Origin of the sequence: Streptomyces sp. NPDC093544, assembly GCF_040683495.1 — a bacterium.
Lineage (GTDB): Bacteria > Actinomycetota > Actinomycetes > Streptomycetales > Streptomycetaceae > Streptomyces.
Map to the genome: position 1 here is coordinate 133,701 of NZ_JBFBEA010000014.1, position 24,502 is coordinate 158,202.

Annotated in this window: 5 protein-coding genes; 2 read left to right on the top strand and 3 right to left on the bottom strand. The window is 72.2% G+C overall.

Features of this window, described 5'->3' with window-relative positions:
* Nucleotides 1-2 precede the first annotated feature (2 nt).
* Both AB0N66_RS22430 and AB0N66_RS22435 read left to right on the top strand, forming a co-directional pair.
* On the top strand, nt 3-19,343 hold the full coding sequence (locus tag AB0N66_RS22430; protein WP_365437846.1) for an amino acid adenylation domain-containing protein: 19,341 nt from the start codon (nt 3-5) through the stop codon (nt 19,341-19,343).
* A 53-nt stretch (nt 19,344-19,396) separates the two neighbouring features.
* A complete protein-coding gene (locus tag AB0N66_RS22435) occupies nt 19,397-19,615 on the top strand; it encodes an MbtH family protein (RefSeq protein WP_365437849.1) in 219 nt (72 codons plus the stop codon).
* A 70-nt stretch (nt 19,616-19,685) separates the two neighbouring features.
* On the opposite strand, the gene AB0N66_RS22440 is transcribed toward AB0N66_RS22435, so the two are convergent.
* From AB0N66_RS22440 to AB0N66_RS22450, 3 genes are all read right to left on the bottom strand, one after another.
* Nucleotides 19,686-20,753: an iron-siderophore ABC transporter substrate-binding protein gene (locus AB0N66_RS22440; protein WP_365437851.1), complete on the bottom strand. Its 1,068-nt coding sequence runs from the start codon at nt 20,751-20,753 to the stop codon at nt 19,686-19,688.
* A gap of 104 nt (nt 20,754-20,857) precedes the next feature.
* Complete coding sequence (locus tag AB0N66_RS22445; protein WP_365437854.1) at nt 20,858-22,639, bottom strand: ABC transporter ATP-binding protein; 1,782 nt, start codon at nt 22,637-22,639, stop codon at nt 20,858-20,860.
* Nucleotides 22,636-24,318, bottom strand: coding sequence for an ABC transporter ATP-binding protein (locus tag AB0N66_RS22450; RefSeq protein WP_365437857.1), 1,683 nt, complete (start codon nt 24,316-24,318; stop codon nt 22,636-22,638). The genes AB0N66_RS22445 and AB0N66_RS22450 overlap by 4 nt, the downstream gene beginning before the upstream one ends.
* Nucleotides 24,319-24,502: the final 184 nt, after the last annotated feature.

Genomic DNA, 24,502 nt, shown 5'->3' on the forward strand with positions numbered 1-24,502 from the left:
CTGTGTCTGGTAACTCGGGTTACGAAGAACTGACGGCCACGGCAGCGGAATACTGGCGCGAGCAGTTGGTTCCGCTCCCGCAGGAAACGGCTCTGCCCGTCGACTTCGCCTACCCACAGCGCCCGGTCGGGCAGACCCTGACCCGCGCTCGTGCGCTCACGGCCCCGGCACCCGAATCCACGCTGCTCGCCGCGTACGCCGCCCTGTTGCACCGCTACGGCGGCCGCGAGGGCGACCTCGCACTGGCGTATCGAGGACTGCCCGTACGGATCGCGCTCGAAACCGAAACCTCGTTCGCGGAACTCGCCGCGGGGACCACCGCCGCGTATGAGAAGGCCGCCACCCACCGGGTCCCGGTGGGCGCGCTGGTGGCGACGCTTGGCCCCGAACCCACGCGCGCAGGGGGTTGGTTCTGCAACACCGGGTTCGGTGGTGGCACGCGTCCCTGGGACGGCGGTCCCCTCGATCTCGAACTGCAGGTCGGTGCGGGTGAGGTCCGCGCGATCTACCGGACCGATCTCTTCGAGGCGTCGACCGTCGACCGGCTGCTCGGTCATTACGAGAACCTGCTCACGGACGCCCTGGCCCGCCCCGACGCGCCGATCGGCGAACTGGCGTTGCTCGGCGACGAGGAGCGGCACCGCGTCCTCGTCGAGTGGAACGACACCGATCACGACGTGCCCGCCGCGACTTGGCCGGAAATGTTCGCCGCGCAGGTGCGGGCCCGCCCGGACGCGGTGGCTCTGGTCTTCGAGGACACCCGGCTCACCTACGGCGAACTCGACGCGCGTGCAAACCGTCTCGCCCACGCCCTCGTGGCGCGTGGCGCGGGCCCGGAGCGGGTGGTCGCCCTCGCCGTGCCGCGCTCGGCCGAACTGATCGTCGCCGAGGTCGCCGTGCTCAAGTCCGGAGCCGCCTATCTGCCCGTCGACACCGACTACCCGACCGACCGCATCGCGTACATGCTCGCCGACGCCACCCCGGTCTGCCTGGTCACCACCTCGGACGTGGCCGCCGACCTGCCCCTGGACACCGGGACGGGCCGACTGGTCCTCGACGACCCCGCCACCGTGGCCGAGTTGGCCGCCCGGCCGGCCGACGAACCTGAGCTGCGGGGGCTGTTGTCCGTCGCGAACGCGGCGTACGTGATCTACACATCCGGCTCGACCGGCCGCCCCAAGGGCGTCGTACTCTCCCATGCGGGGGTGGCCAAGCTCGTCGCCACACAGAGCGAGCGTTTCGGGATCGGCCCGCACAGCCGGGTCCTGCAGTTCTCCTCACCCAGCTTCGACGTGGCCTTCTGGGATCTGTGCCTCGGCCTGCTCTCCGGGGGCAGGCTCGTCGTCGTCCCGGCCGAGCGCCGGGTGCCCGGCGCGCCGCTCGCCGACTACGCGAACGCCAACGGCATCACGTTCATGATCCTGCCGCCCGCCCTGCTCGCGGCCATGCCCGACGACGTACAACTGCCCGCGGAAGCAACCCTGTTGGCGGGCACCGAACGCGTCTCGCCGGAACTGGTCGGACGGTATGCGCGCGGACGCATGATGTTCAACGCGTACGGGCCCACCGAGGCGACCACCAACTCCACCCTCGGCCTGTGCGACCCCGACACCCCGTCCGGCACCATCGTGCCCATCGGCGTCCCCGACCCCGGTACCCGGGCGTACGTCCTGGACAGCCGCCTGCGGCCGGTCCCCGCCGGGGTCCCCGGCGAGCTGTATCTGGGCGGCGCCGGACTCGCCCGCGGCTACCTCGGGCGGCCCGGCCTGACCGCCGAGCGCTTCGTGGCCGACCCCTTCGGAGGGCCCGGAGAGCGGCTGTACCGAACCGGCGACCTGGTGCGCTGGAAGGCCGACGGGCGGCTGGAGTTCCTGGGGCGGGCCGACAGTCAGGTCAAGATCCGCGGCTTCCGTATCGAGCCGGGCGAGATCGAGTCGGTCCTGCGCTCCCACCCCGCCGTGGACCAGGCCGCCGTCGTCGTCCGCGAGGACAGGCCGGGCGACCGGCGGCTCGCCGCGTACATCGTGCCCTCCCTGGAGGGCGCGCCCGAGGTCGCCGAATGGAAGGACCTGCACGAACTCCTATACGCGGCCGCCGGATCCGAGGGCTTCCAGGAGAACTTCGCGGGCTGGAACAGCATGTACGACGGGCTGCCCATCCCGCTCGCCGAGATGCGGGAGTGGCGCGAGGCGACCGTCGCGCGGATCCGTGAACTCCGGCCGCGCCGCGTCCTGGAGATCGGCGTCGGCAGCGGCCTCCTGCTGTCCCGCCTCGCACCCGACTGCGAGACCTACTGGGGCACCGACGTCTCCGAAGAGGCGATCCGAGCCCTCGACACCCAGGTCCGGACCGTCCCCGGCCTCGCCGACCGCGTCGAACTGCTGGCACGCCCCGCCCATGACACGGCCGGGCTGCCCACGGGCTTCTTCGACACCGTCGTCATCAACTCCGTGGCCCAGTACTTCCCGAGCGCCGACCATCTGACCGATGTGCTGCACCGGGCCGAGGAACTACTCGCCCCCGGCGGTTCGGTGTTCCTCGGCGACGTACGCAACCTCAGACTGCTGCGCACCCTGCGGGCCGCGGTGGAGAGCGGCCGCACGGACACGGACGACAAGGACGCCCTGCGCGCCGCCGTGGACCGGTCGGTGTCCTGGGAGGGCGAACTCCTCCTGGATCCGGACTACTTCGCCTCCCTGGACGGCTTCACCACCGACGTACGGGTCAAGCGCGGCGCGCACCACAACGAGCTGACGCGGTACCGGTACGACGTCGTTCTGCGACCGACTGGTGACGGCAGCCGGGATGGCTCGGCCCCCGGCGGTTCCGTTGCGGCCACCCGGGATGGTTTGGCTCCTCGCGACTCCGTTCGTGGCATGCGGGACGGCTTGGCCACGCCCGACTCCGTTGCGGGCAGCCGAAACGGTTCGGCTCGCCGCGACTCCCTTACGGGCACCCGAAGCGGCTCGGCCTCCCTCGACTCCCTTGCGGGCGCTGGGGCGTCGGTTGATGCGGAAGGCCTGGTGCCGGGCGGCGGACCGGTTCTCCCGGGCACGGGCGCGGGGGAGAACCCGGCCGGTTCGGACGCGGCGGTTGTGCCCGACCTGCCTGAGCCGGAGGGGCAGTTCGGTCCGGACGCGGGTATGTCGGCTGTCACTGACTCCGCGCTTGTACGGTCGGCTGTCACTGACCCTGCCCCCGTGCGGTCGGCTGTCACTGACCCTGCCCCCGTGCGGTCGGCTGTCACTGACCCTGCCCCCGTGCGGTCGGCTGTCACTGACCCTGCCCCCGTGCGGTCGGCTGTCACTGACCCTGCCCCCGTACGGCCGGCCGCCGAGGAACTGGCCTGGTCCGGCCCCGCCACCCTCGCCGCACTCGACGCTCGCCTCGCCGCCGAAGGCCGGCGGCCCGCCCTGCTCCGCGTCACCGGTCTCCCCAACGCCCGGCTCGCGGAGGACCTCGCCGCGCTCGGTGCGCTGGACGGCAGCAGCCGGCCCCCTGCCGAGGCGACGGACCCCGAGACGTTGCACGAACTGGCCGCACGACACGGCTACCGGGCCGCCGTGACCTGGAACGGCTCGGCGGTGGACGGCAGCCTGGACGCGGTGTTCGCACTCGGCGACACCCCCTTCGGCGCGCTCTACCGCCCCGGACACGACGGCGCACACCCGTCGGCCAACCGTCCGGCGCCCTTCCGTGACGCGACAGCTCTGATGCGTACGCTGCGTGCCCACGCCGCCGAGTGGCTGCCCGAGTACATGGTCCCGAGCGCCCTCGTCCCCCTCGACCGGCTGCCCGTCACCCCCAGCGGCAAGCTGGACGGCGCCGCGTTGCCCGTACCCGACTACGCCGCCCTCAGCTCGGGCCGCGCCCCGCGCGACGCCCGTGAGGAACTCCTCTGCGGGCTGTACGCACAGGCGCTCGGCCTGCGGTCGGTCACCGTCGACGACGACTTCTTCACCCTGGGCGGCGACAGCATCATCGCCATCCAGCTACTCGTCCTGGCCCGCCGCGCGGGCCTGCGCCTCACCCCCCGCGATGTCTTCAGCCACCGTACGGTCGCGCAGCTGGCGCGGGTCGTGACGGTGGACGTGGGACGGGCCGAGGAGGCCGACGAAGCCCCGTTCGTGCGGCCCACCGACGCCGAACTCGCCGCACTCCAGGGCGAGTACCCGGTCACCGTCGAGGACGTACTGCCCCTCAGCCCGCTCCAGGAGGGCTTCTTCTTCCACGCGCTGGTGGACGGCTCCGACCACGACGCCTATGTCGTCCAGCAGGTCATCGAACTGACCGGACCTGTCGACGCCGATGCCCTGCGCCGCGCCGCCCAGGGGCTGTTGGACAGGCATGCCCCTCTGCGCGCCTGCTTCCGGCAACTCGCCGACGGCCGGCCGGCGCAGCTCGTCACCGGGCGGCTGGACCTGCCCTGGCGCGAGGTGGACCTCTCCGGACAGGACACCGACGTCCAGCACGCGCTCGCCGATGCCGTCGCCGCCGGCGAGCGCGCCCGCCGTTTCGACCTGGCTCGACCGCCGCTGCTGCGCTGCGCGCTGGTGCGGCTCGGCGAGGACCGCAGCCGACTGCTGCTGACGTTCCATCACATCGTGGCCGACGGCTGGTCATTGCCCGTTCTGCACCGCGAACTGATGGGCCTGTACGGAGACGGCGCCACCGCCCTGCCCCCGGTGGCCCCCTACCGCGCCTATCTGCGCCGGCTCGCCTCGGCCGACCGCGACGCCGCCCGTGCGGCCTGGCGAACGGCGCTCGCAGGACTCGACGAGCCCACCCGCTTCGTCGAGGCGCCCGCTGACGGATCGCCGATCGAGCCCGCGCAGATCCGGGTCGAACTGTCCGAGCGGGTCACCGCCCGGCTGGCGGCCCGTGCGCGGGAACACGGAGTGACCCTCGGCACTGTCGTGCAGGGTGCCTGGGGCCTGCTGCTCGGCCGGTTGACGGACCGTCAGGACCTGGTGTTCGGCACCACGGTCTCCGGGCGTGACGCCGCCGTGGACGGCATCGAGTCGATGGTCGGCCTCTTCATCAACACCCTTCCGACGCGCCTGCGCTGGCAACCCACCGACACCCTGGCCCAGTTGCTGAGCCGCCTCCAGGACGAGCAGAGCGCCCTGCTCGACCACCAGCACCTCGGCCTCGCCGAACTCCAGCGGCTCGCGGGACTCGCGGGCAGCGGTGAACTGTTCGACACCCTCGTCGTCTTCGAGAACTACCCGGCCGAGCCGGGACTCACCGATCCCACGGGCACGATCCGGATCGCCGGACATACCTTCCACGACGCCGTCCACTACCCGCTCGCCCTCATCGTCAAGCCCGGCCGCCGCTTGGACCTGCGGCTCAAGCACCACGCCCAGCGCCTCGGGGCCGACGCCGTGCGGGTTCTCGCCGACCGGCTGACCCTCGTCCTGCACGCCCTCGCCGACGACCCCGGCCGCACCGTGGCCTCCCTCGACCTTCTCTCCCCCCGGGAGCGGGCTTCCGCCCACCTCACCGGAGAGGTCCACGACGTCCCGGCGACCACCCTGGCCGCCGCCTTCGAGGCGCAGGCCGCCCGCACCCCGGAAGCCACCGCCGTCGTCTTCCGGGATGAGGCCCTGACCTACGCCGAGTTGGACGCCCGCGCCGAAGCCCTGGCCCGCCGTCTGCGCGCCGGGGGAGCCGGTCCTGAGAGCTTCGTCGCTGTCGCCGTGCCCCGCTCGGCGGAGCTGATGGTCACTCTTCTTGGCGTGCTCAAGTCCGGTGCCGCGTACCTCCCGCTCGACCTCGACTACCCGGCCGAGCGCGTGGCCTACATGTTGGCCGACTCGGGTGCGGACACGGTGGTGACGACGGCCGCGGCTGCCGCCCGCATTCCCCGGTTCGACGGGCTCAAGGTGCTCGCCCTGGACGAGCAGGCCGCCTCCGAGACGGGTGGGCGAGACGCCGCGCCGACCGCCGGCCCGGGCGATCCCGCCTACCTGATCTACACCTCCGGTTCCACCGGCCGCCCCAAGGGCGTGGTCGTCACCCACCGGGCCATCGTCAACCGCCTCGCGTGGATGCAGGGTGCCTACGGGCTCACGCCCGACGACCGGGTGCTCCAGAAGACACCGTCCAGCTTCGATGTGAGCGTCTGGGAGTTCTTCTGGGCCCTGTGCGAGGGCGCCGCCGTGGTCCTCGCCGAGCCGGACGGTCACCGCGACCCGGCTTGTCTCGCGGGGCTCGTCCGCGAACAGAGCGTCACCACGATGCACTTCGTGCCGTCGATGCTGGAAGCGTTCCTGGCCGCGGACGAGGTGACCGGCGACCCCGCGTGGGCGGACAGTCTGTGCCGCGTGTTCAGCAGTGGTGAGGCCCTGTCGGGGGAAGCGGCCGGACGCTGGCGGGAGTTGACCGGCGTACCGCTGCACAACCTGTACGGCCCGACCGAGGCCGCGGTGGACGTCACCCACCACCTCTACGACGGCGCGCCCGGCACGAGCGTGCCCATCGGAGCGCCGGTCTGGAACACCGGGCTGCGGATCCTCGATGTGTGCCTGCGGCCGGTACCGGCCGGAGTGCCGGGCGAGCTGTACCTGACCGGGGTCCAGCTGGCCCGCGGCTATCACGGCAGGCCGGGCCCGACCGCCGAACGGTTCGTCGCCGACCCCTTCGGTGAGCACGGCGAGCGCATGTACCGCACCGGCGACCTGGTACTGCGGCGCGAGGACGGCACCGTCGAGTACCTCGGTCGCACCGACCGCCAGGTCAAACTGCGCGGCAACCGCATCGAGCCGGGCGAGATCGAGGCGGCGCTGGTCCGCCAACCCGCCCTCACCCAGGCCGCGGTGACCGTACGGGAGCAGCGACTCGTCGCGTATGTAGTCCTCGCGGGACCGGTGGGCCCGCACACCGCCGCCGGCCTCGACACGGCAGCCCTCCGCGCCACGATGGCCGACACGCTCCCCGCCTCCCTGCTCCCGGACGCGTACGTCGTCCTCGACGCACTGCCGCTCACGCCCAGCGGCAAGCTGGACCGCGCGGCGCTGCCCGCTCCCGAGGCGGAGCGGGCGGCAACCCGGCGAGCCCCCAGCGGAGAGCGGGAATGCCTGCTGACGGAGATCTTCGCGGCCGTGCTTGAGCTTGCGGAGGCAGGACCGGACGACGACTTCTTCCTGCTCGGCGGCGACAGCATCCGCTCGATCAGCGTCGCGGGCCGGGCCCGCGCGGCCGGCCTGGCCCTGAGCCCGCGCGATGTGTTCGAGCACCGGACGCCCGCCGCGCTCGCCATCGCGGCCTCGGCCGCCACCGTCCCGGCGACGCCTGCCGCCGACCGGTCCGCGCCGGCCCTCACCGACGAGGAGACCACGCACGTCCACCGGCTCGCCCCGGGCAAGGTCGCGGAGATCTGGCCGCTGGCCCCGCTCCAGGAAGGCCTGTTCTTCCACTCCACGTACGACGACGGTGCCCTTGACGTCTACACCGTCCACGAGACCTTCGACTTCGCCGAGCGGATGGACGCCGACCGGCTGCGCGCCGCCGCCCGCGCGCTGCTGGTCCGCAACCCGAGCCTGCGTGCCGGGTTCACCAGCGACGGGCTGCGCCAGCCGGTGCAGTTCATCGTCGACGATCCGGAGATCCCCCTTGAAGTGGCGGACCTGTCCGCCCTCCCGGAGGCCGAACAGGACGTACGTCTGCGGGAGTTGACGGACGCCGAGCGATCTCGCCGGTTCGACCTGGCGGCACCCCCGCTGTTCCGGCTGCTGCTCGTCCGCCTCGGCGCCGAGCGCGGCGACCGGCTGGTGATCGGGCGCCATCTGATCCTCTGGGACGGCTGGTCCGCGTGGCTCTTCCTCGACCAGCTCTTCGCGCTGTACGAGTCCGGCGGCGACGCCACCGCGCTGGCCCGCGCCGGCTCCTACCGTGACTATCTGACCTGGCTGGCCGCCCAGGACGACAGCACCGCCACCGCTGCCTGGCGGGCGGCTCTCGGCGGCCTCGACGAGCCCACGCTGCTCGCCCCGGCGGCCGCCGACCGAGGCCTGGAACCGGTCATCCCCGAGCAGTTGGACGTGCTGCTGCCGGCCGCGCTCGGCGACCGGCTGGTCGAGAGCGGCCGAACCCACGGCCTGACCCTCAACACCCAGCTCAACGCCGCCTGGGGCCTGACCCTGGCATCCGCGACCGGCCGCGACGACATCGTGTTCGGCACCACCGTGGCCGGGCGGCCCAGTGAGGTGCCGGACGTCGGACACGTCATCGGCATGTTCCTCAACACCGTGCCCGCCCGGATCACGTACGACCCGGCCGAATCAGTCCTTGACCTGCTGCGTCGCATCCAGACCGAGCGTCTGGACCTGATGCCGTACGAGTATCTGGGCCTCGGCGTACTCCAGGCCGAGACCGGGCACCGGCGGCTGTTCGACACTCTGTTCGTGCTGCGCGACAACGACACCGGCAGGCGCCTGGAGCGGCTGCGAGAGCGGCACGGCGCCACCGCCGTCGACAACGTCGACGCCACCCACTACCCCGTCAACCTCGTAGTGACCCCTGGGCCGCGGATCCGGGTCACCCTCTCCCACCGCCCCGACCTCGTCGGCCCCGAGCGCGCCCGCGCCCTGCTCGACCGCTTCACGCTGCTCCTTGAGCGGCTGGCCCACGACCTGAACGCCCAGGTCGGCCGGCTCGACCCGCTGCTTCCCGACGAGCGCGCCGCGCTCGAACGCGAGTGGGCCGACAGCCGCGTGCCCGACCCCGAGGAGACCGTCGCCGACCTGCTCGCCGCCCAGGTCGTCCGCACCCCGGACGCCGTCGCCCTGGTCTTCGGCGACCGCACCCTCACGTACGCCGAACTCGACGCCGACGTCAACCGGATGGCCCGGCTACTGCTCGCCAGGGGCGCGGGCCCGGAGCGGGTCGTCGCCCTCGGGCTGCCCCGCTCCATCGACATGGTCGTCGCCCTCTTCGCGGTGCTGCGTACCGGCGCCGCCTATCTGCCGCTGGAACTGGACCACCCCACCGACCGGCTCTCGCTCATGCTGGCCGACGCCCGCCCGCTGCTCCTGCTGACCAACCGGGCCGTCTCCGCCACCCTGGACGGCGACGACCTGACCCGCGTCCTGCTGGACGACCCGGCCGTGGCAGGGGAGTTGGCCGCGCATCCGGCGGATCCGGTCGCCGCGCGCTTCAGCCTGGAGCACCCCGCGTACGTCATCTACACCTCGGGCTCCACCGGCCGCCCCAAGGGTGTCGTCACCCCTTACCGGGGTCTGACGAACATGCAGCTCAACCACCAGAAGGAGATCTTTGAACCGGCCATCGCCGCGGCCGGCGGGCGCCGCCTGCGGATCGCGCACACCGTCTCCTTCGCCTTCGACATGTCCTGGGAGGAACTGCTCTGGCTGGTCGAGGGCCACGAAGTGCACGTGTGCGACGAGGAGTTGCGGCGTGACGCCCAGGCGCTGGTGGAGTACTGCGAACGGCACCGCATCGACGTCGTCAACGTCACCCCGACCTACGCCCGTCTCCTGATAGAGGAGGGGCTGCTGGAAGGACACGTGCCGCCGCTGGTGCTGCTCGGCGGCGAAGCCGTCTCGGAGACGGTGTGGGCCGGGCTGCGCGACACCGAGGGCACCTACGGCTACAACCTGTACGGCCCGACCGAGTACACCATCAACACCCTCGGCGGCGGCACCCACGACAGTGCCACCCCGACCGTCGGGCGCCCGATCCGGGGCACCCGCGCCCACATCCTCGACGCCTGGCTGCGCCCCGTCCCGCAGGGTGTGCCCGGCGAGCTGTACATCGCCGGTATCGGACTCGCCCGCGGCTACCTCGACCGGCCCTCGCTGACCGCGGAACGGTTCGTCGCCGACCCGTTCGGTGAGCCCGGCGAGCGCATGTACCGCACCGGAGACCTGGTGCGCCGCCGTGCGGACGGCAACCTGGACTTCCTCGGACGCACCGACGACCAGGTGAAGATCCGTGGCTACCGGGTCGAGCTCGGTGAGATCGAGACCGCGCTCAGCCGCCTCCCGGAGGTCTCCCAGGCCGCCGTGGTCGTCCGCGACGAGCGGCTGGTCGGCTACGTCGTACCGGCCCGCCTCACCGACGAGCAGCGGGAGTCGGCGGAGCGCGCCCAGGTCGGCGAATGGCAGGAGATCTACTCCGACGAGTACGAGGAGATCAGCACAGCCGTCTTCACCGAGGAGTACGCGGGCTGGGACAGCTCGTACGACGGACTGCCCATCCCCTTCGACCACATGCACGAGTGGCGCGAGGCCACCGTCGCGCGGATCCGTGAACTCAGGCCGCGCCGCGTCCTGGAGATCGGCGTCGGCTCCGGGCTGCTGCTCTCCCGTCTTGCCCCCGAGGCGGAGGCCTACTGGGCGACCGACTTCGCGGCCCCCGTCATCCACAAGATCGGCGAGGAACTGCGCCGCGACCGCGACCTCGCTGCCAAGGTGGAGCTGCGCTGCCGCCCGGCCGACGACCTGAGCGGACTGCCCGACGGTTACTTCGACACGATCGTCATCAACTCCGTCATCCAGTACTTCCCGAGCGCCGACTACCTGACCTCCGTCATCCACGGCGCCATGGATCTGTTGGCGCCCGGCGGCGCCCTCTTCGTCGGTGACGTACGCAACCTGCGGCTCGCCCGCACTTTCCACACCGAGATCCAGCAGGCCCGGGGCACCGCCGAAGCAGACCTCGGACAGGCCGTCGAGCGCGGACTGCGCCTGGAGAAGGAACTGCTCCTGGACCCGGACTACTTCACCGGCCTGGGCTACGGGTTGGACCTCCGCACCAAGCGCGGCCACCACCACAACGAGCTGACCCGCCACCGCTACGACGCCGTGCTCTACCGGGGGGCGGCGGACATGCGTCTGGGCGATGAGCCGTCCGTGTCATGGGCCTTGGGCCTGGACCTGGCCGGCCGACTGCGCTCCGAGCGTCCCGAGCGGCTGCGGGTCACCGGTGTCCCCGACGGCCGACTCACCCCGGAGGCCGTCGACCCCGAAGCCCTGCACGACCTCGGAGCAGGGCTCGGCTACCGCGTCCTGACCACCTGGTCCCGCGAACCGGGCACGTACGACGCCGTGTTCCTCGCGGCGGGCGACCTCCGCGTGACCGCCGGGTTGTACCTTCCCGGCGGCGCCGAGGCCCCGTACACGAACAACCCCACCGCCGCGCGCGATGCCAGCGCCCTCGTACGGCGGCTGCGCGAGGACCTGAAGCGGCAGCTGCCCGACTACATGGTTCCGGCCGCCTTCGTCACCCTCGACCGGCTGCCCATGAATGACAACGGGAAGCTGGACGTCCGGGCCCTGCCCGACGCCGAACCTGCCGTCGCGCTGGGCGGCGGACGTGGGCCGCGCACCCCGCAGGAGGAGGTGCTGTGCCGACTGTTTGCCGAGGTGCTCGGGCTAACGTCGGTCGGCGCCGAGGACAACTTCTTCGAGCTGGGCGGGCATTCGCTGCTCGCCACCCGATTGGTCAGCCGGGCCCGGACGGAACTGGGTGCCGAACTCGCCATCCGTGATCTCTTCGAGGCCCCGACACCCGCGCTGCTTGCCGACCGGGCGGACGGCGGCAGGCCCGCCCGCCCGGCGGTCACGGCGGCGGGCGAGCGGCCCGAGCGGATCCCGCTGTCGGCCGCCCAACGGCGGCTGTGGCTGGTGGAGCGGATCGCGGGCGGCGAAACCGGGGGAGTCGCGTACAACTTCCCGCTGGTCTTCCGGCTGCGGGGGAGCCTGGACACCGAAGCGCTGCGGCAGGCGTTGCACGATGTCGCGGGTCGGCACGAAGCGCTGCGCACGGTCTTCGAGGAGCACGAGGGCGAGCCCTATCAGCGGATCCGCACGGCGGACGAGGCCGCGCCCTCGTTCACCGTGACGGACTGCGCCGAGGACGACCTGCCCGGGCTGAGCGAGGCCGCACAGCGCCGCCCCTTCGACCTGTCCGGCGAACTGCCGCTGCGCGCCGAGGTGTTCCGGATCGGACCCGCCGACCACGTGGTGGCCGTCGTCCTGCACCACATCACCACCGACGAGTGGTCCGACAGGCCCTTCCTCGCCGACCTCGATGCCGCCTACGCGGCCCGCCGCGCGGGCAACGCACCCGTGTGGGCCCCGCTGCCGGTTCAGTACGCCGACTACACCCTCTGGCAGGAGGACCTGCTCGCCCGCACCGGCGAGGCCCAACTCGCCCACTGGGCGGACGTCCTGCGCGGCCTCCCCGACGAACTGCTGCTGCCCGCCGATCGCCCCCGCCCGGCAGAATCGACCGGCCGGGGCGAGAAGGTCCGCCTGGAGCTGCCCACGGCCATCGGCCATGCCCTGCGCGACCTCTCCGGCACCACTGGCACCAGCATGTTCATGCTGTTCCAGGCGGCCAGCGCCGCGCTGCTGCACCGGCTGGGGGCGGGCGACGACATCCCGCTCGGCGCGCCCATCGCCGGCCGCACCGACGAAGCCCTCGGCGACCTGGTGGGCTTCTTCGTCAACACCCTGGTCCTGCGCACCGACCTGTCGGGCGACGAGCTGACCTTCCGTCAACTCCTTGGCCGGGTCCGGGAGTCGTCGCTCGCCGCCTTCGAGTACCAGGACCTGCCCTTCGACCGGGTCGTGGAGGCCGTCAATCCTCCCCGGGTGGCAGGGCGCAACCCGCTCTTCCAGGTCATGCTCGGCTACCACCACCGGCCCGACGGCGACCCCGACGTGCTCGGCCTGGCCACCGAGTGGTTCGACATGGACACCGGCATGGCCAAGTTCGACCTGCACTTCACCTTCGTCGACGAGACCGACCGTGTCGTGCTGCTCCTCGAGTACGCCACCGACCTCTTCGACCGCGCCACCGCCGAACGCCTGGTGGCCCGCATGGTGAGACTGTTGGGGCAGGTGGCTGCCGAACCGGACCGGCTCGTACGGGAGTTGGAAGTCCTTGAGGACACCGAACGCTCCCGCGTCCTCACCGACTGGAACGCCACCGCGCACGCCCTGCCGGACCTGACCCTGCCCGAGCTGTTCCGCGCCCAGGCCGCCCGCACCCCCGAGGCCACCGCCCTCGTCTTCGAGGACCAGCGGCTGACCTACGCGGAGCTGGACGCCCGCGTGGAGCACACTGCGCACGTCCTGGCCGGCCTCGGCGCCGGCCCCGAGCGGATCGTCGCCGTCGCCCTGCCGCGCTCGGTCGATCTCGTCGTCGCACTGCTCGCTACCCACCGCGCCGGAGCGGCCTATCTGCCGCTGGACCCGGACCACCCGGCGGACCGGCTGGCCCTCATGGTCGACGACGCCCGCCCGGTGTGCGTGATCCGCGACGCCCTGCCCACCGGCCCGGGGGCCCCACTGCCGACGTCGTACGACCCGCGCCACCCGGCGTACGTGATCTACACCTCTGGTTCCACCGGCCGCCCCAAGGGCGTGGTCGTCCCGCACGCGGGCATCGCCAACCGGCTGCTGTGGATGCAGGACGCCTACGGCCTGACCGCCGAGGACCGGGTGCTGCAGAAGACGCCGTCGAGCTTCGACGTGTCGGTGTGGGAGTTCTTCTGGCCGTTGATCACCGGCGCCGCCCTGGTCGTCGCCCGCCCCGGGGGCCACCGCGACCCCGCCTACCTGGCCCGGCTCATCCGCGAGCAGGGCGTCACCACCGTCCACTTCGTGCCCTCCATGCTCCAACTGTTCCTGGAGGAGCCGTCCGCCGCGGACTGCGCCGGACTGCGCCGCGTGATGTGCAGCGGCGAGGCCCTGCCCGCCGCCCTCACCCGACGCTTCCACGACGTGCTCTCCGCCGAACTGCACAACCTCTACGGCCCGACCGAGGCATCCGTCGACGTGACGGCGATAGAGATCGGCCCCGGCGCGACGACCGTGCCGATCGGCCGCCCGGTGTGGAACACCCGCACCTACGTGCTGGACGCCGGCCTGCGACCGGTGCCGCCCGGTGTGGCGGGCGAACTGTACCTGGGTGGTGTGCAGTTGGCGCGCGGCTACCTGGGCCGCCCGTCGCTGACCGCCGGGCGGTTCATCGCCGACCCGTACGCGCGGACGCCCGGCGCGCGCATGTACCGCACTGGAGACCTGGCTCGCTGGACGGCGGACGGCACGGTCGAGTACCTGGGCCGCACCGACGACCAGGTGAAGGTACGCGGCTTCCGTGTCGAACCCGGCGAGATCGAAGCCGTGCTCGCCGCGCACCCGTCCGTAGCCCGCGCCACGGTCGTCGTCCTTGACCAGGTGCTCGTGGCCTACGTGATTGCGGCCGGCGGACGTGTGGACGCGACCGCACTGCGCGTCCACACGTCCGCCACCCTCCCGGCCCACATGGTGCCCGCGGCCTTCGTCGCACTCGACGCGCTGCCGCTCACCCCGAACGGCAAGCTCGACCGGAGGGCCCTGCCGGCCCCCGACTTCATCGCCGGGACCACCGACACCCTGCCGCGGACCCCGCGCGAGGAGATCCTCTGCGGCCTGTTCGCTGACGTCCTGGGTCTGGAACGGGTGGGCGTCCACGACGACTTCTTCGCCCTGGGCGGCCACTCCCTGTCGGCCATGCGGCTGGCGGGCCGCGTCCGCGTGGCGCTCGGCGCGGAGGTCTCACTGCGCACGGTGTTCGAGGCCGCCACGGTCGCCCGGCTGGCCGAGCAGCTCAGGGAGGGGGGAGGTGCCGGCCTGCCGGTTCTCGCACCGGTGGACCGGCCGGAGCGGCTGCCGCTCTCCTTCGCCCAGCAGCGACTGTGGGTGCTGTACCGGGTGGAGGGCCCCAGCTCCACGTACAACATCCCGCTCGCCTGGCGGTTGACCGGACCGCTCGACACCGATGCGCTGCAACGCGCGGTCGACGACCTGGTCGCCCGGCACGAGCCGCTGCGCACCGTCTTCCCCGAGGAGGACGGACGCGCCCACCAGCTGATCCTGGAACCGCAGCAGGCTCGGATCGAGGTGGAGATCACACCTGTTTCGAGTGAGGAGGAGCTGGCCGGGCGGCTTGCCGACTCCGCCTCGTACGGCTTCGAGCTGGACAGGGAACCGCCCCTGCGCGTCCACCTCTTCCGCACCGCCGACGACGAACACGTACTGCTGCTCCTGCTCCACCACATCGCGGGCGACGAGTGGTCCGACGGGCCGCTCACCCGGGACCTGGCTGCCGCCTACGAGGCACGCGCCGAGGGCCGGGCTCCGGACAGGGCGCCGCTGCCGGTCCAGTACGCCGACTACGGCCTGTGGCAGCGCGCGCGGCTCGGCGACGAAGCCGATCCCGACAGCCTGGCGCACCGTCAACTCGCCTTCTGGCAGCAGGCATTGGCCGGGCTCCCCGAAGAACTCCAGCTGCCCGTCGACCGTCCGCGACCGTTGGAAGCCAGCTACCGGGGCGGCTCCGTGGACATGGCCCTGGACCCGGAGCTGGAGGCGGCGCTGCGCGGGCTGGCCCGGTCCGGCGGCGTGAGTATGTTCATGGTCGTCCAGGCCGCGGTGGCGGCTCTGCTCACCCGGCTGGGAGCGGGCACGGACATCCCGCTGGGCAGCCCGATCGCCGGGCGCGGCGACGAGGCGCTGGAAGACCTGGTCGGGTTCTTCCTCAACACGCTTGTGCTGCGCACCGACACCTCCGGCGACCCCACCTTCCGTGAGCTGCTGACAAGGGCGCGGGAGACCGACCTGTCCGCCTTCGACCACCAGGAAGTGCCTTTCGAGCGTGTGGTGGACGTGCTCAACCCCGCTCGCTCGCTCTCCCGACACCCGTTGTTCCAGGTCATGGTGGTGTACCTGCCCGCGGGAGCCGGCTCGGTGGCCCCGGCAGGGCTGCGGTCGCGGCGGGAGCCCGTCGGTCAGACCTCCGCCAAGTTCGACCTCTCCTTCGACTTCGTCGAACGAGCCGGTGGTGACGGCATCGGTGGTGCCGCCGGTGTCGACGGAGTGCTGGAGTACAGCACCGACCTGTTCGACCACGCGACCGCGGAAGCCATCGCCGAGCGGCTCATCCGAGTCCTGAAGGCAGTGGTCGCCGCCCCCGACACCCCGATCAGCCGGATCGACGTACTCGGCACCGCCGAACGCCATCGGATCCTGCACGAGTGGAACGCGCGCCCCCTGCTCGCCCCGCCGACCACCGTGCCGGCTCTCTTCGAGCGCCAGGCCGCACTCTCGCCCGACGCCCCTGCCGTGGCGTCCGACGGGATCGAGTTGACGTTCGCCCAGCTGAACTCCGAGGCCAACCGGCTCGCCAGGCTGCTGGTCGCGCACGGCGCGGGGCCGGAGCGGATCGTGGCGCTGGCCCTTCCGCGCACCGCCCGCATGCTGGTGGCCATCCTGGCGGTGCACAAGGCGGGTGCCGCCTATCTGCCGCTCGATCCGGACGCTCCGGCGGACCACACACGCGACACGCTCGACGACGCCCGTCCGGTGCTGCTGGTGAGCACTGAGGGGATCGCACCGCTGCTGCCTTCGGACGGCCCACCCGTACTGGAGCTGGACGCGCCGGGGACGGCCGAGCTGCTCGCCGCCCAGGACCCGGCCGACCTCGTCGACACCGACCGCACCACCGCCCTGACCCCGCGCCACTCGGCGTACGTCATCTACACCTCGGGATCCACCGGTCGGCCCAAGGGCGTCGTCGTCACCCACGAGAGCGTCGGCCATCTCTTCCACAGCCACCGCGAGACGTTGTACGCGTCGGCCAAGGCCGCCACCGGACGTCGCCGGCTGCGCGCCGGACACGCCTGGGCGTTCTCCTTCGACGCCTCCTGGCAGCCGCAGCTGTGGCTGCTGGACGGGCACTGCGTCCATGTGGTGTCGGACGAGACCCGACGCGACCCCGAACTGCTCGCGGCGGCCGTTGTCGAGCACGGCTTCGACTTCCTGGAGGTCACGCCGTCGTTCTTCGCGCAGATGGCCGAGACGGCGGGCCTGGTCCGCGACGACGGGAGCTGCCCGCTTGCCGTCGTCGGCGTCGGGGGCGAGGCCGTACCGGCGGCGTTGTGGGAGAAGCTGGGGCGGCTGAGCGGTACCGAGGCGTTCAACCTGTACGGACCCACCGAGTCCACCGTCGACGCCCTCGTGGCGCGCGTGCGTGACAGTGACCGTCCGCTCGTCGGCCGCCCGGTGGCGGGCACCCGGGCCTATGTCCTCGACGAGCGGCTGCAACCCTTGCCGCCCGGCGTGACGGGAGAGCTGTATCTGGCCGGGGGCGGGCTCGCTCGCGGCTATCTGGGCCGCCCCGCGCTGACCGCCGAGCGGTTCGTCGCCGATCCGTTCGGCGCGCCGGGGTCCCGGCTCTACCGGACCGGCGACCTGGCACGGTGGACCGTCGACGGGCACCTGGACTACCTCGGCCGGGCCGACGACCAGGTCAAGATCCGCGGCTTCCGGATCGAACCCGGCGAGATCGAATCGGTGCTCGCCGGCCATCCGGACGTCGGGCAGGCCGTGGTGACGGTGCATCAGGAAGCCGCGCGGAAACTGCTCGTCGCCTACGTGGTCCCCGCGTCTGGCACGAGGGCCGATCCCGGACGGCTGCGCTTTGACGTCGTCCCCGCATCCGGGACGCCGGCCGACCCCGGACGGCTGCGCGCCCACGTCGCACTACACCTGCCGGACTACATGGTCCCGGCCGCCGTCCTGTTCCTGGACCGGCTTCCCGAACTCACCAACGGCAAGCTGGACCGGGCCGCCCTGCCTGCCCCGGACTTCTCCGCCCTCTCCACCGGCCGGGCACCCGGCACCCGACTGGAGAAGACCCTGTGCGCCGTCTTCGCCGACGTGCTCGGTCTGGAGGAGATCGGCGGCGACGACGACTTCTTCGCTCTCGGCGGCGACAGCATCATGGCGATGCAACTGGTCAGCAGGGCCCGCGCGGCGGACGTGCGGATCACCCCGCGCCTGGTACTCCGGCACCGCACCGTGGCCGGCCTGGCCGAGGTGGCCACGGCCGTCGGTGCCGCCGGCGCGGGCAGGGCCGACGACGGCACCGGTACGGTTCCGCTCACGCCGGTCATGCACTGGCTGCGCGAACTGGGCGGCCCGTTCAAGGGTTACCACCAGTCGGCCCTGGTCCAGACACCTGCCGGTCTTGACCGGCCGAAACTCGCGGCCCTGCTCCTTGCGCTCGCGGACCGGCACGACATGCTGCGCGCCACTCTGGTCCGCACGGAAACGGGCGACTGGACGCTCGAGGTGCCGTCGGCCGGATCGGTGGACATCGAGGCGTCATGGATCGAGCGGGTCGATGTCGCCGGACTGGACGCCGAAGCGCTCCGGGAGGTCGTGGCCGACCGCGCCCGCGTGGCCCGCGCGGCACTGGACCCGGACGCGGGCGCCATGGTGAAGGCCGTGTGGTTCGACGCGGGCGGTGAGCCCGGCAGGCTGCTGCTGATGGCCCACCACCTTGTCACCGACGGCGTGTCCTGGCGTGTCCTGCTGCCCGACCTGGAGGCCGCCTGGAGGGCCGTCGAGGCAGGGCGTCCCGCGGAACTTCCGCCCGTCGGCACGTCCTTCCGCACCTGGTCCCGCAGGCTCGATCAGCTCGCCCAGGATCCCGCACACGAGGCGGAACTGCCGTTCTGGACCGGCATGCTCGGCAGCGCGGTGCCCCTTGCGCTGGACGCGCCGCTCGACCCGACCCGCGACACGGCAGGCACGGTGCGGCGACTGGAGCTGCGTCTGCCTGCCGAGTACACGGGTCCACTGCTGTCCACGGTGCCCGCCGCCTTCGCCGCGAACGTCAACGAGGTGCTGCTCACCGGGCTCGCTCTCGCCGTGGCCGACTGGCAGGTGCGCCATGGGGGCGACCCGCGGCGCCCGGTACTGGTCGACCTCGAAAGCCACGGCCGCGACGAGGAGCTGGCCGAGAACGCGGACCTTTCCCGTACGGTCGGCTGGTTCACCAGCATCTTCCCCGTCCTCCTGGACCCCGGTCCCGTCGACCTCGCAGCGGCGTTCGAGGGCGGTCCGGCCGTCGAGGAGGCCTGCGCGAGAACGCGACGGCACCTCGCCTCGCTGCCTGCCAACGGTGCGGGTTACGGGATGCTCCGCCACCTCAACCCCCGTACGGCCCCGGTCCTCGCCGGTTTCGAGGCACCGGCCATCGAGTTCAACTACCTCGGCCGATTCGGCATCCCCGACGCGACGGACTGGTCGTACGCACCTGAGGAGGACGTTTCCGACATCGGCCCGGAGCCCGACATGAGGGAGGGCCACCTGCTTGGCATCAACGTCGTGACCGAAGACCGCCCCGGCGGTCCGGTCATGGCTGCCCACTGGTCCTGGCCTGAGGCGATCGTGTCCGAGGACGCGGTCCGCGATCTGGCGGAGACCTGGTTCCGAGCCCTGAAGTCCCTGGTCGCTCGCGCACAGTCCCGCGACGAGTGACGAGCAATGCTCCCGTACATCACGAAACACCTTGAGAATGCCGGAGGATCCGCATGAGCAGCGGCAGCACCAACCCGTTCGAGAACCCCGAGGGCGTCTACTCGGTCCTGGTCAACGACGAGGGCCAGTACAGCCTGTGGCCCGACTTCGTGGATGTGCCGGCCGGCTGGACGGTCGCACACGGGCCCGCCGGCCGTCAGGAATGCCTCGACCACATCGAGGCCAACTGGACCGACATGCGCCCCAAGAGCCTGGTGGAGCGGACAGCCTGAGCCGTGCGCCCGAGGACGATTGAAGGGGCGGCCTTTCGGGGCCGCCCCTTCAGCCATGTGTCAGAGAGCCTCAGGAAGCCGGCTGCTCCACCTTCGTCGCGGTCTTGCCGTCCACCGCCGCCGCGAGCTGGGGCACCAGCCGCTCCAGAACGTAGGGAATGCTGAGCAACGTCGACAGGGACACCGCGTTGCCGTAGTCGGAGGTCTCCGGGATGAAGACCTCGCGGCCCTGCTTCACGACGTTCAGGTCGCCGTAGAGCTTGTCCGCGTGCAACTTGGTGACGGCCGAGGTGGTGTCCGTCAGGATCCACACGGCGACGTCCTGGTCGAGCAGATCGGTGCGTTCCTTGCTGATGTTGGCACCGAAGGTGTCCCCGATCAGCTTGTCCAGTCCGTCCGGAAGACTGAAGCCGAGGTCGGTCAGCAGGTGGGAGCGGGTGTCCTGGCTGCCGTAGACGAAGGTGCCCTCGTACGGGGTGGCCATGACCGCAGTGGCCTTGGCGAACTCGGGGTGCTCCTGCTTGGCGGTGGCGAAGCCGGCCTCGACGCCGTCGACCAGCTTCGTCGCCTCGGCCGCCTTGCCGAGGGCCTTGCCTATGATCTCGGTCTGCTGCTGCCAGGGAACGCCGTAGTCGTTGTACTCCTTGGGCTGGGCCACGACCGGGGCGAACTTGGACAGCGTCTCGTACTGCTCCTTCGTGAGCGCGGAGTAGACGGCGAGGACGAGGTCCGGCTTGAGGGCCGCGATCTTCTCCACCTGGGGCCCGGTGCCGGTGTCCGTGAGCACGGTCGGGGCCGCGGCGGTCCCCAGCTTGTCCTGTGCCCAGGGGCCGATGGCGCCCTTGTAGTCGCCGAGCCATTTGGTCGTCCCGACGGGGACCTTGCCGAGGGCCAGCACGGCGTCCTGGTCGGTCAGGCCGACCGTGACGATGCGCTTGGGCTCGGACTTGATGGTCGTGGAGCCGTACTTGTGCGCGACGGTGACGGGGAAGGCGGAACTCGTGGCGCCCTTCCCAGCGGCGGACGAACCGGGATCCGTGTCGGAATCGGAGGAGCCGCAGGCGGCTGCCGCGCCGACGATCAAAAGTACGGATGCGAGCAGGCCGGTGAGCCGGGTGGCTCTCTGGGCGCGGGGCATTGCGGGATCCTTCCGTTCGTTCTGGATCTGTTCGGCTTTCGGTGCCGGGCTCGGGCGGGGCCCCGGACAGGGCTTGGTGCTGCGGTTCTCCTACGGGCCCCCGGTCAGGGCTCGGTGCTGCGGTTCTCCGACCAGGCCTGCCACAGGGCGGCGTACGGCCCCCCGGCGGCGCGGAGTTCGTCGTGGGTGCCGCTCTCGGCGACCCGGCCGTTCTCCATCACGACCACCCGGTCGGCGGCGGCGGCCTGGCTGAGCCGGTGCGCGACGACCAGCGCGGTACGGCCGTCGAGGGCTCGCTCGGCGGCCTGCTCCAGCAACTGGGCGCCGGAGCTGCCCGCTTCGGCGGTGGCCTCGTCGAGTACGGCGACCGGGGGATCGGCCAGCACCAGCCGGGCCAGGGCGAGTTGCTGTGCCCGGTCGGAGGTCAGGCGGTGGCCGCCGTCGCCCACGACGGTGCCGAGGCCTTCGGGCAGGGCGTCGACCCAGCCGAGAGCGCCCACCCGGTCCAAGGCTTCACGGAGCTCTTGGTCGGTGGCGTCGGGCCGGGCAAGCCGCAGATCGTCGGCGAGCGGGCCGGCGAAGACGTGCACCTCCTGGGTGACCAGCGCGACCGTACGGCCCGACTCGCTGGGCTCCGCCCCGCCGATGTCGATCCGGCCGCCGGTCGGGCGGTGGATGCCGACGATGAGCTTGGCGAGGGTGGTCTTCCCCGCCCCGCTGGCGCCGACGAGGGCGACCTTCTCCTTCGGGCGGAGAACGAGGTCCACGTCGTGCAGCACGGGGCGGCCGGGCCGGTAGGCGTGGCCGACGCCGGTCAGGGTGACCGTGGGGACGCTCCGGGACATCTCCTCGGCCCGGGTTTCCGGCGCCGGTTCGTCCACGACACCGACCAGCCTGGCCAGGGCGGCGGTCGCGGACTGGGCGTCGTCGAGCAGCACCAGCGCGGTGTTTACCGGCCCGAACAGGCTGTGGAAGTACAGCGCGGCCGCCGTCGCCGTGCCGATCGACGTCGATCCGTCACGTACGAGCAGGAAGCCGACCACCAGGACGGCGGCGAGACCGGTGTACTCGGCCAGATGGAGCCGGCTGTAGAACCGCAGCACCAGCCGCACCCCGCGCAGGGTCAGGTCGACGGCCGCCCGGGAGCGCTCCGTGACCCGCTCGGTGTGCGCGGTCTCCAGCCGGTAGGCCCGTACCGTGCCCGCCCCGCCGATGGTGTCGAGCAGTTGCTGCTGCTGGACACCGGTGGCCACGCGCTCCTTCGCATAGAGGGGCGTGGCATGGGTCACGTACCAGTGGGCGGTGTGCGCCTGTACGGGCACCGCGAGCAGCGCGGCGAGCAGAAAGCGCCAGTCGAGGATGGCCAGAGCGCCGAGGGTGAGCACGATCGACAGTCCGGAACGGGCCAGTTCGGGCAGCGCGGAGCGCACCGCGTCGGCGACCCGGGAGACGTCCCGGGTGACGCGGGCGGTCAGGTCGCCCGAGCCGGCCTTCTCCAGCCGGTCCAGCGGCAGCAGCAGGGCGCGCTCCACGAACCGCTCGCGCAGCTCGGCCAGTACGGTCTCGCCGAGCCGGGAGACCAGCGACATGCCGAGCGCGGTCGCGATGCCCTGCGCCGCGGCGACGCACACCAGCAGCACCACGGGCAGGGTGAGCGCTCCGGCCGGGCTCTTGTCCGTGACCAGGTTGATGATGTGGCCAAGGAGCGGCTGGGTCAGCAGCCCCACCGAGGTGGCCACCACGAGGACGCCGAACCCCGCCCAGGCCAGCGCCCGGTGCGGGCGCAGCAGTTCACCCACGGCGGCCCGGGTACGGGCGGGCGTGGCGGTGGGCAGCAGCTCGCGGGCCGCTGTTTCGGGTGCGGTGGTGTCGGCTCCCGTGGTCATGCCAGTACCGCCGTCCGGTAGGTCGCGTGACCGCGTACGAGGTCGGCGTGCGGCCCGTCGGCGGTGACACGGCCGGCGTCGAGGAGTACCACCCGGTCGGTCACGGCGAGCAGCGCCGGGCTGTTGGTGACCAGCACCGTGGTACGGCCGTGCCGGAACTTCCTTACGCCCGACGCGATCCGGGCCTCGGTGACCGCGTCCACGGCGGTGGTCGGATCGTGGACGACGAGCACGGGCCGACGGGCGTTCAGGGCGCGGGCGAGGACGACGCGCTGGCGTTGGCCGCCGGACAGCGATCGTCCGCCTTCACCGACCTCGGCGGCCATGCCGAGCGGCAACGCGTCGGCGACCTCGTCGGCGGACGCGGCGGCCATCGCGGTTTCGGCGCCTTCGATGGCGCCGATGTTCTCTCCGAGCGTGCCGTCGAAGAGGGCGGCGTCGTGCGCGGCGACCAGTACGGCCGTCCGCAGCTCCGCCGGATCGAGGTCCGGCAGGGGTACGCCGTCGAGTTCGACGATCCCCGAAGCGGGGTCCTCGGTGCGGCCGAGGCAGCGCAACAGGGCTTCGGCGGCGGCCGGGTCGGTGGTGGCGACCCCGAGGAGTTCGCCGGGCGCCACCGTCAGGTCGACCTCGCGCAGCTCGCCCAGGCTGACCCCGCGCAGCCGCAGGCCCCCACGCACCGGGTCCGAAAGACGCCGGTCGCCGGAAGTGACGTCGGGCGGGGTACCGAGCACCTCGGCGATGCGCGCGGCCGAGGCCCGGCCCTGTGCGAACTCGGCGTTCACCCAGGCGAGGACCTCCAGCGGCCCGAGCAGGAACAGGGCAAGACCGACCGCCGACACCAGCTGACCCAGCGTGATGTCACCCTGCACGGCCAGCCGTCCGCCCACGAGGGCCACCAGGGCGATGAAGCCGCCGGTCAGCGCGAGGACGACCCCGCTCTGCCAGGCCTCGGCGCGAGCGGCGCGCAGCGTGGCGGCCAGTGAGTCGCGGCTGGTGCGCCGGTAGCGGTCCACGGCCGTGGCCTGGGCGCCGATGCCTTTGAGTACCCGTAGCCCGGCCACGAGATCGGCCGCGACGCCGGAGGCATGGGCGGCCCGCTCCTGCTCGGCCTCGCTGCGCCGTTCCAGGGGCTTGCTGAGCAGATGCCCCAGCCAGAGCAGCACGGGCGTGCCCAGCAGGACCACCAGGCCAAGAGGCACGGAGACCACCAGCAGTGCCACCGCGCTGACCGCCAGCCCGACGAAGGCCGAAATCCCGAGCATCACGGCCATGTTGACCGCACCGACCCGCTTGGCGTCCTCGGTGGCGATGTTCGCCAGCGCGCCCGGCAGCCGCCCGTTCTCCGCTCCGCCCCGGGGATCGAGTACGCGCCGCACCAGCTCGACCCGCAGCTGATGTGCCGCCATTTCGGCGGCGCGCTCTCCGGCGCGAGCCCCGAAGCGGAAGCTGAAGGACAGCCCCAGGTACACGACGGCGAGCACGGCAAGCCAGCGCACCAGGGCGTTGGTGTCGCCCTTGGCCACGGCCTGGTCGATCACCAGGCCGATCAGTACCGGAACCAGGGCTTCGCCGAGCTGGTGACAGGCCCCCAGCAGGGCCCCGACGGTTACCCCCCGCCGCTGCCCCCGGACGGTCCTCGCCAGGACATCCCGCCCTTGCGGCGCCCCTGCCCCCATCGGCCCACCCTCCGGAACCAGCCACCATGAATTTAGGTAAGGCTAGTCTAAGTAGGGGCGTGACGGTCAAGATTGCGGTGGGTGAGCCGGGGGCCGGCGGCTCCGCCCGCCTTGGGGGTCCGCCCGGCGCTCCACGACTGCGAGGCGCCGGCTTTGTCGCTGTCCCCGGGCCGTGACGGCGACG

Coding starts and splice junctions, on each gene's coding strand:
- AB0N66_RS22450 (WP_365437857.1), bottom strand. CDS start 24,318: ATGGGGGCAGGGGCGCCGCAAGGGCGGGATGTCCTGGCGAGGACCGTC.
- AB0N66_RS22440 (WP_365437851.1), bottom strand. CDS start 20,753: ATGCCCCGCGCCCAGAGAGCCACCCGGCTCACCGGCCTGCTCGCATCC.
- AB0N66_RS22435 (WP_365437849.1), top strand. CDS start 19,397: ATGAGCAGCGGCAGCACCAACCCGTTCGAGAACCCCGAGGGCGTCTAC.
- AB0N66_RS22445 (WP_365437854.1), bottom strand. CDS start 22,639: ATGACCACGGGAGCCGACACCACCGCACCCGAAACAGCGGCCCGCGAG.